A 13,322-nucleotide genomic window follows, 5' to 3' on the forward strand; every position below is an offset into this window, starting at 1 on the left:
TCCTGACCCCCGTGCGGTTACTCGGAAGCCTGGCCGTCCTGCGCCGCCTGCTGCTGGGCAGCCACCTGGGCGTGGACTTCCTGCATGTCCAGGCCCTTGACTGCGTCCACCAGCTGCCCGAACTGGCTGGAATTCAGGGCGCCGGGCTGGGAAAACACCAGCACCTTTTCGCGGAAGGCCATGAGGGTCGGAATAGAGGTGATGCCGGCCGCGGCGGCCAGGCCCTGTTCGGCTTCGGTGTCCACCTTGGCGAAGACGATGTCGCCGTGTTCCTCGGACGCGGCATCGTAGACGGGGGCAAACTGCTTGCACGGGCCGCACCAGTCGGCCCAGAAGTCAACGAACACAATGTCGTTCTCTTCGATGGTCTGCGGAAACTGGGCCTCGGTGATATCAATGGTTGCCATACCTCCACGCTAACGCGCCGGGTTGCGGCCTGTCGCCCCCTGTTCGCTCAGCGCATGGCCTGCCGCCCGGCCGTTATCCACAATCCGCTACCGGGGCTACCGGCTGCGGTGGCCGGATCCCTAAGGTCGATCACACCAGAGACCGCGACCGGAGGAAAAGCCATGAACCGCTGCACCGTCCTGATTGTGACCGACGGACTGGAACTCGACGCCGCCATTTCCAAGAGCATCGCCGTGATGGACGAGCTTCAGGAGCATCTGCCGTTTGCCCATGACCCGTCACGGAACGAGCTGTACGCCGTGGGCGAGGGCGCCTCGCTGAAGGAAAGGATCGGACTGCCGCACGGCAGGCCCGGCGCCGGCCCGGCGGCCACCTACGTGGGCGACCTGCACTGCATCTGGAGCGATGGAAAGTGGTACACGCCCGCCGACTGTCCGCCCGCTCCGGCGGACCATAACGACGCAACTGCCTGGCAGTGGCTGTACTACAACGTCATGCACAATTCCGGCCGGAAAACGTACTGCTTCCTCTGGGACATCCACCCGCTGCCGCTGGCCGAAGCGGCCTGAGCAAGGGCTGCCCGGGCGGCTACAGGGCTGGGCGGGCTGTTGCGAGGTGCCGGGTCTGGGGTCGGCGGCGCCGCTCAGTAGAAGGGCTGGTGGCGGCGGCGCACGTAGAGGCCGCGGGCAATCTTCTCCCCGGCAGCGGACCACACTTTGTACTTCAACGGGGAGATCACCTGGTCATAGCAGCCGACGAAATCGGTGATGGTCTTGGTGAAGCTGGTCTTGAACAGGCCCAGCCCGTAGTACTCGTGTTCGGTATTTTTGAGTTCGGACGCCGGCGGTGTTCCACACAGGTCGTAAGTAGTGATGCCCAGCTCCTTGAGCTGGTTCATGGCCGTCCACTGGATCAGGTGGGAGTCCCCGTACTGCTTGCGGCGCGGCAGCGATCCGCCGTCCTTGTAGGTGCCCTTGCGTCCGTAGTTGACCACGAACGCGCCCACCGACGGCTTGCCGTCTTCGTACGTGAACAGCAGCCGGCCCTGCCCCGCGGCAATGAAGTTGCCCCAGAACGCCTTGAAGTACTCAAAGGAGCGGACCTGTACGTTCTTCTGGCCCTGCTGCACCTGACCCATCAGGTTGAACATCGCCCTGAAGTTCTCTTCCGTCGGTTCGGCCGTCACCACTTCGGCGCCCTCGCGGATGGCGCGGCGTACGGCGTTGCGCCCGCGCGACGAGAAGCTCTTGAGGACGACGTCCGGCTCCGGGGAGATGTCGACGATAGCGGTGTGGTCGTTCGGCTGCAGGTCGGGCATTTTGACCAGGCCTTCGCCCGCCAGCAGAGCGCGGGTTCCGTCGGTGGCCTCGATATCCGGCTCGATCCGGATCGCGAAGACCCCGCGTGCATGCTCCCGGCAGAAGTTACGGTTGGCCTCGAAGATGCCGGGCAGGTCCTCGGGCGAAGCAACGTCCGGGCCCTTGATCATGTACCAGTATTTGCCCAGCAGCGGGACCTGCTTTTCCAACACCAGGTTGTAGCTGGTGTAGTCCTCGGTCTCATACGCGAGGTACAGCGGCTTCCACCCGTGGTCCGCCTTGACCAGGGCGTAGGCCTTGGCCTGCAGCATGTTGCCGCCGTTGGGATTGGCCGTGACATGGCTGTCCCATGCCTCGATTTCCTCCGGCGTCGCGAAGCGGGCGGTGAATTGTCGCAAGAGAACTCCTCGTCGTGGCAGCTGGTCGCCGCCGGTCACATCCGCGGTCAAGTCTATCGACGCCGGTCCCCGACCCTGTGCCGGGGAGTGAACCAGCGGCGGCCGGCATGGCCGGCAGGTATGGAAAAACCCCGTCCCACCAGTAATTCACCTGGTCAGACGGGGTTTCCCGTTCGGTGGCAGATGAGGGATTCGAACCCCCGTAGGCAATGCCAGCTGATTTACAGTCAGCCCCCTTTGGCCGCTCGGGTAATCTGCCGAACGCCTTCTTCAGAAGAAGACCGCTTCCCCGTGAGGAAGCAAGACAACTTTACACAAAGATCGGCCCAAGAATCGAATCGGGCCTCGCGCAGTCTACAAACCGCGGGAAATACGCTCCTGCATCTGCCCGACGAACCGCTCTGCCTGCTCCGCGGTGACCAGCTGCAGCCGTACCGCCTGATCCATCTCACGGCGGATGCCGTCCAACCGGGCGGCGGGCCCGGAACCGGACGCGTCGCGAACGGCACTGGAGGGGCCGCCCAAGCCTGCCGACCCGCCACCGCCCGTGCGGCCATAGCCGGCGGGGCCATAGTCGGCTGCGCCATCGAAGAGGGTTCCGCTCGTGACGTCTTGCCGAAGTTCACGCTCCAGCTCTTGGGTGTCCCGACGGATCAAAGAAGCGGCGCCGGCCGCCGCCGCGGGCGCCTGGACGGACGCCAGGGAGGCAGTGCCCGCCGAGGCCGGCGCGGAGCCCATCACAACCACGGTGGCGACGGCCGTTACGGTCAGGAACGAACCCGCGGCAACCCTCATCGACGTGACTATGTACCGCGGGCGTGCTCCCATGCGTGCTTCTCCTGAAGCTTCGTGATTGATACGGCTTTGTGATTCTCGCGGATCGGGATGAAGGAACGATGGATGGAACCTGCGTCCCAGCTGGGAAAGCCGCGCGTTCGGGTGCGATTCAGTAGGCTGGTGCCAAGACACATACGCCCCGACCCAGGAGGAACCATGGCCAGCGATTCTTCGTTCGACATCGTCAGCAAGGTGGACAAGCAGGAAGTCGCCAACGCGTTGAACCAGGCGCAGAAGGAAATCGCACAGCGCTATGACTTCAAGGGAGTCGGCGCCGAGGTTGATTTCAGCGGCGAGAAAATCCTGATGAAGGCCAACTCCGAGGAACGGGTCAAGGCCGTTCTGGACGTGCTTCAGTCGAAACTGGTCAAGCGCGGCATTTCGCTGAAGTCGCTGGACGCCGGCGAGCCGTTCGCTTCGGGCAAGGAGTACCGGATCGAGGCCGGCGTCAAGGAGGGCATCGCCCAGGACCAGGCCAAGAAGATCTCGAAAATTATCCGCGATGAGGGCCCCAAGGGAGTGAAGGCGCAGATCCAGGGAGACGAACTCCGCGTCACCTCGAAGTCCCGGGACGACCTGCAGGAAGTCATTTCGCTGCTTAAGGGCTCCGACCTGGACGTCGACCTGCAGTTCATCAACTACCGGTAGCCCAGGACATAACGCTCAGTTAAAGCATGATTACTAGGCGTTAGTCCGCAGAGAGTCCGCAGGAGTGCCAAGGACCGCAGCCATAAGACCAACGGCTGCGGTCCTTGTCTTGTCATCGGCACTGCCGCCACCCGCACCGCAGCGACTTCCTCTGTTGACGGAACGGCCAGTTGCAGCTTCAGGCTCGACGTGCGGAAGCTGAAGACCCTTCCTGAGTCCACCCTTGAATTAAACTATGCCCACGTCCTCCAATTGGTTAGGCAAGAGCCGTACAAGGTTCCCGCTATCGCGCGCCCCAAGGCTGATCAGCCGTGCGTGCGAGGAATTGACCCGAGCGGAAAAAATCTTTTATGAGAAATAGGCTCCCGATCAGCAAGAGGAATATCATACCTGCAAAGACCCAGCCGAATGGATCATTCCCTCCGGCACCGTTGATAGCTTGAGCAATGAAAACCAAAGGGTAGAACGGCATTATCAACAGCTGCGTTGCAAGAGCCTTTCGCATCTGCACAGCCGCGCCGCGCGTTACCGTGAGATGCTCCGGAACGACTGCCGCCTTTCCTGCTACCTGCCGGCGGACTTGCTTTCGTTCCTCGCTCGTCAGCGAAAGGGTCACGTCGACGTTTCCATATTCGGCTGCCGGTACGACCTTCTTCGAGTTGAAGATCAGACCTCCGATCATGGTGCCTAGCCCCGCAAGCATGCAGCCGAACGTTAGGTACGAGGGCCAGTCGCCATAAGAAGCCCCAAATGCCAGAGCCGCCGCCACGGAACCAACCGCGACCAGGACGATCACACCCATTAGCCAGAACCGCGTGTAGTAGACCTTCACGGCGGCGCCCAGTCCGTTGTCCGCCAACCCCTGAGCTCTCTTGGCTGCTTGAGCCCAACGTTCGTTGGACTCAGCCATAAGTTTCTCGATTCCGCCCAATTTCCATTCCTCGGTATGAGGCTCCCAACACCGGTGAAATCCGGTTTGTGTTGTTGGCTTTAGTTACTGCTTCGCAACGTTCATTTCCTCCTACGCTTATCGTTTCCCCGCTAGCGTGAGACAAACGTTGTTCCAGCAGAGACGGGGAGACAATGCACACGCTAACCAAACTGGGCGCTGCAGCCGCGGTACTGCTGACGCTGGCAGGCTGCACCAACCACCAGGCTCCCCGGGTGTCAGCACTGTCTGCCCCGTCCAGTACCGAGGACGAAATTCCGGCGGAGCGCTTAGAAGAACTGGGCGTAGTTTCGGACAGCGTACGTTTCTTGACGGAAAAGGACGGCTACGCGTTCTACACCGCCTTGATGGACACCCCCGACCCCCGCGAAATGTGCTTAATCATGGACAACCCGGCATTCGATGTTTACGCCGCTGGGTGCGGCCGACTCGAGAATACGGGCGTACTTACACTCGAAGCATCCGGTATCAAGGCCAAGCTGATCGCCGATGGATATGACGCGAAAACAGCACTGGCCAAAGGCTGGCTACAACCGCACCAGAACCTCCTGGTGCACGGACTCTAGCCGCCTCAAGTAGCCGTCCGGCTTCGGCACCGCGCGAAGGCTGCCGCCCTCCTGGTGGAAGGCGGCAGCCGTCAGACCCGCTTAGGGGTTTATGCCGAGCAGCGGTTGGTCCGCTGCTCTGCGTTAGAGGGATTGTTGTAGCAGGTCTGCCCGGTGCTGCGGACGTCGGTCGTCACGATCGGCGCTCCCGGGGCTTCGGTCTCGACGACCAGCGGCTCGATGTCCTCACGGGTCACCGTGACAATCGGCTCTGCGGGCACGGTCGCCGTCGTGACTTCCTGCCGCGTTTCCCCTTCGGTGACCGTCACCACCGGGGCGATCGGCGCGCACTCGGTGTCCGATTCCTCATCGCCGGGCCGGGTTCCGGTGGTCACGATGGGCGTGCCGGGAACCACTGCTTCCGTCACCACCGGAGTCCCCGGAGCCGTCGACTGCGTCACCTCAGGCGCGCCGGTGGGGGTGGGGACGTCGGTGCCGCGCGGGAAGTTGAACGTGGTTTTCGTCGTGGTGGTCGTCCGCGTTGTCGGCTGCGTAGTCGTCGCCGTGCGCTCCGTCTGCTGCGTCGTCGCCGTGGCGATCACCGTCTGGTAGGTCGTGGTGGTGCACATTTCACGCTGCTGGGTGCTGGTGAAGACCTCGGTGAACGGCGTCGTGGTGGTGATCAACGTCTCCCGCGGCTGGGTCGTCGTGGTGACCCGTTCCTGCGGGGTGGTCGTCGTGGTGACGATCGTTGTGGGCGTCGTCGTCGTAGTCAGAACGGCCCGCTCGCATCTCTCAACGGGCTTTGCTGCCCGCTCGTTGTTTACCCTGCGGCAGTTGGTGGTCGTGGGCGTCTCGGTGCTCGTCGGCGTGCCCCGCTCCGTCCGGGTTGTCGACGTCGGCGTGCCGGGAACAACGACATCCTCGCTGGTCGCCTCGCCGGCATTGCGCTCTTCCTCGGTCACCACAGGGGTGCCGGCGCGCTCGGTCCTGACGACAGTCGCATCGCCGACGTTGCGTTCCTCGGTTGTCACCGTGGGATCCGGCTGGCGGGCTGGAAGCGACGTGTCCACGGTGACCGGATCGCCCACGGGCCGGTCTGCACTGAACGTGGTGGTCGGGGTTCCAGATGGAACATCAGGGCCGACGACGACAGTTGTCACAGTGCAGATCTGATTATTGCCGTTGCCGCTGAGCGTTCCGCCCAGCGCTGTACAGTTGGCCTGCCGTTCGGCGGGACCGGCGAGCGCCGGACCTGCTGGCGCCAATGCGACGACGAGCCCCAACGCCGTCGCGGCCACCAATGACGAAAAACGCATGATGAACTCTCTTCCCCCAAACGGACCCCGCGCCGGCGCGGATCCGGTGACACTAACAGGCCGACTAAACCGCGGGCAACGAAATCGAGGCGGATCCGAGGAGTTCGAGTAGTGCGCTGGACACCAACCGGTAATCGCCTGCGTACAACAGGTAATTGCCCCCGCACACACCGGTAAAGCGGCGGAATACCGAGTACCGCGCGCCTCCGTTCGGAACCCCGTTCGGAGGGTGCCGCCGTTATTGTGCCGCGGCCCTGCGCGGGCCGCGGGGCCAGCTGTACGAACCGCTGCGTCGCAGTTCGCCCCGGAGCCACGACAGCGTCATGCGGCACACCTGTTCCTTGACGAACGCGCCTCCCCGGCGGCTCAGGGCAAACCGTCGCGGGGTGTCGTCCGCATGCACCGGCTGGACCAGCCCGGACCGCCGGCCCAGACTGATGCAACGCACCATAAACCCGACGGACAACTCCTGAGGGGCCCGCTGCCGGATTTGGGCGATCACGTTCTCAGCGGCGTGGGCGCCCATCGGCAGGGCCACCGCACACCCCATCCGCAGGTGCAAGGCAACCGTGGCCTGCGCGCGAACGGCGTCTCCGGCACCGACAATCTCCGGAAACCCGGGGCAGGACAGGGTCGAGTCGACGAGCAGCCTGCCGTGGGCATCGGTGGCCAGGCCGCTGGCTTCGGCGAGGCCGGAAACCGTGAAACCGGCCGCCCAGACAGTGCAGTCCGAAGCCAAGGCTGTGCCATCAGACAGCACGATGCGCGGCCCCTCCGCCCGGTCCACGCGGGTGTTGTCCATGACCTCGACGCCGATGTCCGCCAGCTGTGCGAGCAAGGCCCGGCGGCCGCCGTCGGACAGGTCCGCCCCGACCCGCCCGCGCGAGACCAGCCGCACCATCAACCGCGGAAGCGCCGCGGCGATTTCGGCAGCTGCCTCGATGCCGGTCAGGCCACCACCGATAACGCTGACGACGTCGCCCGGAGCCAGCTGCTTCAATGCGCGCCGCAGCCGCTCGGCGGACCGGGCGTCCTGCAGTGTGTAGCCGCCGGATCCCGAAGGGACGGGCTGGCTGGTGCTGCCGGGAGCGTAGACCAGGAAGTCATAGTCCAGCGCGGGCCGGCCGTCGTCGAAGTGGACGGTGCGCTTCCGAGGATCGATCCGGGAGGCCCGGCCGACCACCAGGGTGGCAGCCGGGTGCAGCAGCGATTCCATTGGAACGGAGGCCGATTCCCGGCCGCCCGCCGCGACCTCATGCAGCCGTATCCGCTCCACGAAGTCGGCCGAAGGGTTGACGACGCTCACGCAGATCCTGCCTGCCAACTCCTTGCTGCCGGCCAGCCGGTTTGCGGCCATGACTCCGGCGTAGCCCGCTCCGATGATGACGATCCGATGCTGTGCGCTCACCGCGAACTCCCTCTGTTGTGTGGTTGCAAAGATAGGACACCGCCGCCGGCAAATGTGTGACATGCTGGCGGCCGCTGCGGGTCCGCGCGGTTTTTTGCTCGTCAGTCCCGGGAGTCGGAGGGGACGCTCCCAGGGCTCATCGGATCGGCGGTGGGGCCGTCGGTGAGCGGGTCGGCCAGTTCGGGTCCGCCAACGGCCTGGCCCATCCAGGTGAGCGCCTCCCAACCGTCGGGACCGCCGTCGAGCACGACCACCCCGGTGTTGCTCAACTGGTTCCGGGCCACGAACGGGACCGACAGGTTGGACGCCCGGGCACCGGCCCAGCATCGGATCATGGCGCCGTGGCTGACCACCGCCAGGGTGCCGATGCCGGAGCTTCGGGCTTCTTCGATGACGGCATCGAAGCGCCCGAACGTTTCGTGGCCGTCCGGGCCGCCCGGCATCCGGCGCTCCAGGTCTCCCGCCGCCCAGGCGAAGACCGTGGTCATGTAGGCAATGATGGAGTCCCGGTCGCCGCGCATTTCCAGCTCGCCGGCCGAGATCTCGCGCAGCCCGTCGCGCACGTCCGTCTCAAGCCTTCGGGCGGCAGCCAGCGGGGACGCCGTGAGCTGCGTGCGCACGAGGGTGGATGCGAGCAGGGCGTCGATCGGTTCGCCGTCGAGGGCCTTCGGCAGCGCCCGCGCCTGTGCGTGTCCCAGCTCGGTCAGCTCAGCCCCGGGGGCACCCGTGTCCAGCAGCCCGCGGACGTTGGAGTAGGTCTGCCCGTGCCGGATCAGCAGCAGCCGCATGCCGGCCTCAGTAGCCCAGCGGGCGTCCGGCCATCCGTTCCAGCCGCGCCACACGGTCGTCCATCGGAGGGTGGGTGCTGAACAGCTTCTTCGCGCCGCCGCCCTTGAACGGGTTGGCAATCATCAGGTGGCTGGTGTTGACCAGCCGCTGGTCCTGCGGCAGCGGCGCCTGCTGCGTGCCGTACTGCAGCTTGCGAAGCGCCGACGCCAGGGCCAGCGGATCGTTGGTCAGCGAGGCGCCGTCCTCGTCCGCGTCGTATTCGCGGGTGCGGCTGACGGCCATCTGGATCAGCATGGCCGCAATCGGGGCCAGCAGCGACATGGCGATCAGCGCGAGCGGGTTGGCGTTGCGGTCGCGGCCGCCAAAGAACAATAGGAACTGCGCGACCGAGGTGATCACGCCCGCCACCGCGGCGGCGACGGAGGAGGTCAGGATGTCGCGGTTGTAGACGTGCATCAGTTCGTGGCCCAGCACCCCGCGCAGTTCGCGCTCATCCAGCAGGCGCAGGATGCCCTCGGTGCAGCAGACGGCCGAGTTCTTGGGATTGCGGCCGGTGGCGAAGGCGTTGGGGGCCATCGTCGGGGACACGTAGAGCCGGGGCATCGGCTGGTTGGCCCGCGCGGACAGTTCACGAACGATCCGGTACATGCCCGGCTGGTCGGCTTCGGTCACGGGGTAGGCCTGCATGCTGCGGATGGCGAGCTTGTCGCTGTTCCAGTAGCTGTAGGCGGTTGTGCCCACGCCGATCAGGGCCATGATCCAGATCCAGTTGGCGCTGCCGGTCCCGCTGGCCAACAGCGCGCCAATTGCCAGCAGGAGGGCGAAGAGTCCGCCGAGCAGGCCGGCCGTTTTCAGTCCATTGAAGTGGTTGTGCACCGCGTATGAGTCCTCTCCCGCGCCGATCCGGCTCCGTGCCGATCCAGGCACGGAGCTCCGTATGTCAGTGTATCCACCGGTACCTATTCCAACGCCGGAGCCCGGCGCCATGTTCCGCGGGCTCCCATCTGCCTCCGTCAGCCGAGGCGCCTAGGGCTCGGGGTGCCTGTCGTTGTAGCGGGAGAACCGCGGCTGGAACCTGTGCAGCAGCCCGACGGCGCACACACAGGCGACACCGCCGGCGAGCGCGGCAAAACCTTCGCCCAGCCATTGGCCGCCACCGCCGGCGACGGCATCGCCGAGCCTCGGGCCGCCGGCCACCACCACTATGAAGATGCCCTGCAACCGTCCGCGCATGGCGTCCGGCGTCGCCGCCTGCAGGATGGTGTTGCGGAAGACGCCGCTCACTGTATCGGCCGCACCGGCAGCGGCGAGGCAAAGGGCCGCGGGCAGGAGCCATCCGCTCACGTCTCCGGCGGCCGCGGCGTTTGTACGCCCGGCCATGACGACGACGGCGCCGAACCCTGCGACGGCAATCCCCCACACCACCACGCACCACAGCACCGCCAGGCCCTGCCGGCGGACCCCTCCCAGCGGCCCCGACAGCACCGCCGCAATGAACGACCCGGCAGCGACCGCGGCCAACAAAATGCCAGCCGTCGCCTCGCCGCCGCCGATGATGACCGCACCGATGGCGGGCATCAGCGCGCGCGGCTGGGCCAGCACCATCGCGACCATGTCCACCAGGAACGTCATGCGGATGTTGGGACGCGTGCGCAGGAACCGGAACCCTTCGGCCACCGACCGCAGGCCGGCCTTCCTGACGTCGCCCTCGGGCGGGATCGGCGGCAGCTTGACCACCGCCCAGATGGCCGCGGTGAACGTGAGGACGTCCAGGGTATAGGTCCAGCCGAAGCCGACCCCCGCAACCAGCACCCCGGCGGCCAGCGGACCGATGGTCATGCCCAGTCCGAACGTCATCATGGTCAGGGCATTGGCGGCCGGCAGCATCTCGCGCCGGACCAGCCGCGGCACGATGGCGCTGCGGGCCGGCTGGTTGAGCCCGGCCGCGGCCGAATGCACCGCGATCACCAGGTACAGCAGCCACACCTGTTCCAACCGGAACCACGCCTGCAGGGCGAACACGGCAGTGCAAGCCCACAACACCAGGCCGGAATAGAGCGCCACCTTGCGGCGGTCGTACGCATCCACCACGGAACCGCCGTAGAGGCCGGCCAGCACCAGCGGGATCAGCCCGACGACGCCGACGCCGCCCACGGCCAAGGTTGACCCGGTGAGCTGGTAGACCTCGAGGCTGACCGCCACTGCCGTCAGTTGCGCGCCGATCGCGGAGAGCGATGTTCCGATCCACAACCGGCGGAAATCCGGGCTCTCCTTGAGCGGCGCCGTATCGGCGAACAACTTGGGCATGGCGGAGATTCTAGTTGCCCGCAGCACCTTTTCCGGGCGGTCCGAGCCCGGGCTGCAGGGCGTGGCGCCCCGGCCGGCCGGCGGGCGGCAGCGGACGGCGGGCGGACGGCGGCGGGCAGCAGCGGCGGGCGGACGGCGGCGGGCAGCAGCGGCAGGGGGCAGCAGCGGGCCCGCGCGGGCGGCGGGCGGCGGCGGGCGGCGGCCGAGGTACCCGCTGGCGGCGGGCTGCGGGCGAGGTACCCGCTGGCGGCCGGCGGCGGGCGAGGTACCCGCTGGCGGGGAGCACCGCCGTCGTCCTCTCTGGACTGAGTCCAGATCATTTTCTGGACTCGGTCCAAAAAAGGTGAGAGAATCGTTTCATGGTCGAGATGAGGGATCCGGAGGACTTGTTGCGCGAGGCGTCGCTGCGCGTAACCCGTCCGCGGGCGGCGGTGCTGGAAGCAGTCCGCGCGCACCCGCATGCCGACGCCGACACCATTACCGGTGTGGTGCGGGACGAACTGGGCGGCGTGTCCAAGCAGGCCGTCTACGACGTTCTTGCGGCGCTGACGGACGCCCGGCTGCTGCGCCGGATCGAGCCCTCGGGGTCCCCGGCGCGCTATGAGGCCCGGGTTGGCGACAACCACCACCACGTGGTGTGCCGGTCGTGCGGCAATATTGCCGACGTCGACTGCACCGTGGGCGAGGCACCGTGCCTGACGGCGGCCGACAACCACGGTTTCGCGATCGACGAAGCCGAGGTCACCTTCTGGGGCACCTGCCCCGCCTGCACTGCCACGAAAGACCTTCAATTGGAAGATCCGACAAGGAGCGATAACTAAATGGCTGATAACACCATGCCGTTGACAACCGTTGCGGGCGCGCCCGTAGCCGATAACCAGGACAGCCTGACCGCGGGTCCCCGCGGACCGATGCTGCTGCAGGACGTGTGGTTCCTGGAGAAGATGGCCCACTTCGACCGCGAGGTCATCCCCGAGCGCCGCATGCACGCCAAGGGCTCCGGTGCTTTCGGCACGTTCACGGTGACCAACGACATCACGAAGTACACCAAGGCCAAGATCTTCTCCGAGGTCGGCAAGAAGACCGAGCTCTTCGCCCGCTTCTCCACCGTCGCCGGCGAGCGCGGCGCGGCCGACGCCGAGCGTGATATCCGCGGCTTCTCGGTCAAGTTCTACACCGAAGAGGGCAACTGGGACCTGGTGGGCAACAACACCCCGGTGTTCTTCTTCCGCGACCCGCTGAAGTTCCCGGACCTGAACCACGCAGTGAAGCGTGATCCGCGCACCAACCTGCGCAGCGCCGAGAACAACTGGGACTTCTGGACCAACCTGCCGGAGGCCCTGCACCAGGTCACCATCGTCATGTCCGACCGCGGCATCCCGGCGTCCTACCGCCACATGCACGGCTTCGGCTCGCACACCTACAGCTTCATCAACGACGCCGGCGAGCGCTACTGGGTGAAGTTCCACCACCGCACGCAGCAGGGCATCAAGAACCTCACCGACGCCGAGGCCGCAGCGCTGGTCGGCGAGGACCGCGAGTCGCACCAGCGCGACCTGCTCGAGTCGATCGACCGCGGCGACTTCCCGAAGTGGAAGCTGATGGTCCAGATCATGCCCGAGGCTGACGCGGAGACCTACAAGTACCACCCGTTCGACCTGACCAAGGTCTGGTCCAAGAAGGACTACCCGCTGATCGAGGTTGGCGAGTGGGAGCTGAACCGCAACCCGGAGAACTACTTCGCCGACGTCGAGCAGGCTGCCTTCACCCCGGCCAACGTGGTTCCGGGCATCAGCTTCTCGCCGGACCGCATGCTGCAGGGACGCCTGTTCTCCTACGGCGACGCGCAGCGCTACCGTCTGGGCGTCAACCACCACCAGATCCCGGTGAACTACCCGCGCGGCGCCGGGCTGGTCAACTCCTTCCACCGTGACGGCGCCATGCGCGTTGACGGCAACCAGGGCGCGACCCCGGGCATCAATCCCAACGGCTACGGCCGCTGGCAGGAACAGCCGGCCTACCGCGACCCGGCCCAGGCCGTAGGTGCCGTGGCCGACCGGTTCAACTTCCGCGAGGACGACGACAACTACTACGAGCAGCCCGGCATCCTCTTCCGCGAGAAGATGACCGCCGAGCAGCGGCAGGTCCTCTTCGAGAACACCGCCCGTGCCATTGACGGCGCTTCCCAGGCGACCATCGAACGCCACATCGCCAACTGCACCAAGGCCGACCCGGCCTACGGCGAAGGCGTGCGCAAGGCCATCGAGGCCCTGCAGGCCGGCAAGATCTCCCCGGTCGACGTGAACACCGACTCGGCGTAACACCCCAGTCTCATCCGACGGCATGAAGCTGCCCGGGACCGCCTCCATGGCCGGTCCCGGGCAGTTTTTTGTTG

General features: G+C 66.1%; 14 protein-coding genes and 1 tRNA gene. 5 read left to right on the forward strand and 10 right to left on the reverse strand.

All coding sequences use genetic code 11. The annotated features are described in order from the left end of the window. Positions 1–17 precede the first annotated feature (17 nt). Positions 18–407: a thioredoxin family protein gene (locus AC5RV3_RS17110; protein WP_494064786.1), complete on the reverse strand. Its 390-nt coding sequence runs from the start codon at positions 405–407 to the stop codon at positions 18–20. A 162-nt stretch (positions 408–569) separates the two neighbouring features. On the opposite strand from AC5RV3_RS17110, the gene AC5RV3_RS17115 reads away from it, so the two are divergent. Continuing rightward, positions 570–977, forward strand: a complete 408-nt coding sequence (locus tag AC5RV3_RS17115; RefSeq protein WP_494123106.1) for a hypothetical protein — start codon at positions 570–572, stop codon at positions 975–977. A 74-nt stretch (positions 978–1,051) separates the two neighbouring features. Here AC5RV3_RS17115 and AC5RV3_RS17120 read toward each other — a convergent pair whose 3' ends face one another. The 3 genes from AC5RV3_RS17120 to AC5RV3_RS17130 all read right to left on the reverse strand — a co-directional run bounded on the left by AC5RV3_RS17120 (position 1,052) and on the right by AC5RV3_RS17130 (position 2,953). Continuing rightward, positions 1,052–2,125: a lipid II:glycine glycyltransferase FemX gene (locus AC5RV3_RS17120; protein ID WP_494123107.1), complete on the reverse strand. Its 1,074-nt coding sequence runs from the start codon at positions 2,123–2,125 to the stop codon at positions 1,052–1,054. Positions 2,126–2,302: 177 nt separating this feature from the next. Then, positions 2,303–2,384, reverse strand: a tRNA-Tyr gene (locus tag AC5RV3_RS17125). A 95-nt stretch (positions 2,385–2,479) separates the two neighbouring features. Then, positions 2,480–2,953 carry a hypothetical protein gene (locus tag AC5RV3_RS17130; protein ID WP_494123108.1) on the reverse strand — a complete coding sequence of 158 codons (474 nt, stop codon included), beginning with the start codon at positions 2,951–2,953 and terminating at the stop codon, positions 2,480–2,482. A 165-nt stretch (positions 2,954–3,118) separates the two neighbouring features. Between AC5RV3_RS17130 and AC5RV3_RS17135 the strand changes: the two genes are divergently transcribed. Continuing rightward, a complete protein-coding gene (locus AC5RV3_RS17135) occupies positions 3,119–3,610 on the forward strand; it encodes a YajQ family cyclic di-GMP-binding protein (RefSeq protein ID WP_494000553.1) in 492 nt (163 codons plus the stop codon). A 283-nt stretch (positions 3,611–3,893) separates the two neighbouring features. Here AC5RV3_RS17135 and AC5RV3_RS17140 read toward each other — a convergent pair whose 3' ends face one another. Then, entirely contained in the window at positions 3,894–4,541 is a 648-nt protein-coding gene (locus AC5RV3_RS17140; protein WP_494123109.1) for a hypothetical protein, read from the reverse strand. Between the two features lie 152 nt (positions 4,542–4,693). On the opposite strand from AC5RV3_RS17140, the gene AC5RV3_RS17145 reads away from it, so the two are divergent. Then, complete coding sequence (locus AC5RV3_RS17145) at positions 4,694–5,125, forward strand: hypothetical protein (protein WP_494123110.1); 432 nt, start codon at positions 4,694–4,696, stop codon at positions 5,123–5,125. An 89-nt stretch (positions 5,126–5,214) separates the two neighbouring features. On the opposite strand, the gene AC5RV3_RS17150 is transcribed toward AC5RV3_RS17145, so the two are convergent. From AC5RV3_RS17150 to AC5RV3_RS17170, 5 genes are all read right to left on the reverse strand, one after another. Beyond that, positions 5,215–6,423: a hypothetical protein gene (locus AC5RV3_RS17150; protein WP_494123111.1), complete on the reverse strand. Its 1,209-nt coding sequence runs from the start codon at positions 6,421–6,423 to the stop codon at positions 5,215–5,217. A 238-nt stretch (positions 6,424–6,661) separates the two neighbouring features. After that, a complete protein-coding gene (locus AC5RV3_RS17155; protein WP_494123112.1) occupies positions 6,662–7,831 on the reverse strand; it encodes an NAD(P)/FAD-dependent oxidoreductase in 1,170 nt (389 codons plus the stop codon). Positions 7,832–7,932: 101 nt separating this feature from the next. Continuing rightward, on the reverse strand, positions 7,933–8,619 hold the full coding sequence (locus AC5RV3_RS17160) for a histidine phosphatase family protein (RefSeq protein ID WP_494123113.1): 687 nt from the start codon (positions 8,617–8,619) through the stop codon (positions 7,933–7,935). Positions 8,620–8,626: 7 nt separating this feature from the next. Then, positions 8,627–9,496 (reverse strand): zinc metalloprotease HtpX, encoded by an 870-nt coding sequence (gene htpX / locus AC5RV3_RS17165; RefSeq protein WP_494123148.1) that lies wholly within the window; start codon positions 9,494–9,496, stop codon positions 8,627–8,629. Between the two features lie 150 nt (positions 9,497–9,646). Further along, a complete protein-coding gene (locus AC5RV3_RS17170) occupies positions 9,647–10,927 on the reverse strand; it encodes an MFS transporter (protein WP_494123114.1) in 1,281 nt (426 codons plus the stop codon). A 359-nt stretch (positions 10,928–11,286) separates the two neighbouring features. Between AC5RV3_RS17170 and AC5RV3_RS17175 the strand changes: the two genes are divergently transcribed. Continuing rightward, on the forward strand, positions 11,287–11,748 hold the full coding sequence (locus AC5RV3_RS17175; RefSeq protein ID WP_493989436.1) for a Fur family transcriptional regulator: 462 nt from the start codon (positions 11,287–11,289) through the stop codon (positions 11,746–11,748). Beyond that, positions 11,749–13,248, forward strand: a complete 1,500-nt coding sequence (locus tag AC5RV3_RS17180) for a catalase (RefSeq protein ID WP_493989437.1) — start codon at positions 11,749–11,751, stop codon at positions 13,246–13,248. The last annotated feature ends 74 nt before the right edge of the window (positions 13,249–13,322 follow it).

Source organism: Arthrobacter sp. Y3221114 (assembly GCF_059092625.1).

Coding starts and splice junctions, on each gene's coding strand:
- AC5RV3_RS17135 (WP_494000553.1), top strand. CDS start 3,119: ATGGCCAGCGATTCTTCGTTCGACATCGTCAGCAAGGTGGACAAGCAG.
- AC5RV3_RS17175 (WP_493989436.1), top strand. CDS start 11,287: ATGGTCGAGATGAGGGATCCGGAGGACTTGTTGCGCGAGGCGTCGCTG.
- AC5RV3_RS17150 (WP_494123111.1), bottom strand. CDS start 6,423: ATGCGTTTTTCGTCATTGGTGGCCGCGACGGCGTTGGGGCTCGTCGTC.
- AC5RV3_RS17170 (WP_494123114.1), bottom strand. CDS start 10,927: ATGCCCAAGTTGTTCGCCGATACGGCGCCGCTCAAGGAGAGCCCGGAT.
- AC5RV3_RS17145 (WP_494123110.1), top strand. CDS start 4,694: ATGCACACGCTAACCAAACTGGGCGCTGCAGCCGCGGTACTGCTGACG.
- AC5RV3_RS17160 (WP_494123113.1), bottom strand. CDS start 8,619: ATGCGGCTGCTGCTGATCCGGCACGGGCAGACCTACTCCAACGTCCGC.
- AC5RV3_RS17110 (WP_494064786.1), bottom strand. CDS start 407: ATGGCAACCATTGATATCACCGAGGCCCAGTTTCCGCAGACCATCGAA.
- AC5RV3_RS17180 (WP_493989437.1), top strand. CDS start 11,749: ATGGCTGATAACACCATGCCGTTGACAACCGTTGCGGGCGCGCCCGTA.
- AC5RV3_RS17130 (WP_494123108.1), bottom strand. CDS start 2,953: ATGGGAGCACGCCCGCGGTACATAGTCACGTCGATGAGGGTTGCCGCG.
- AC5RV3_RS17115 (WP_494123106.1), top strand. CDS start 570: ATGAACCGCTGCACCGTCCTGATTGTGACCGACGGACTGGAACTCGAC.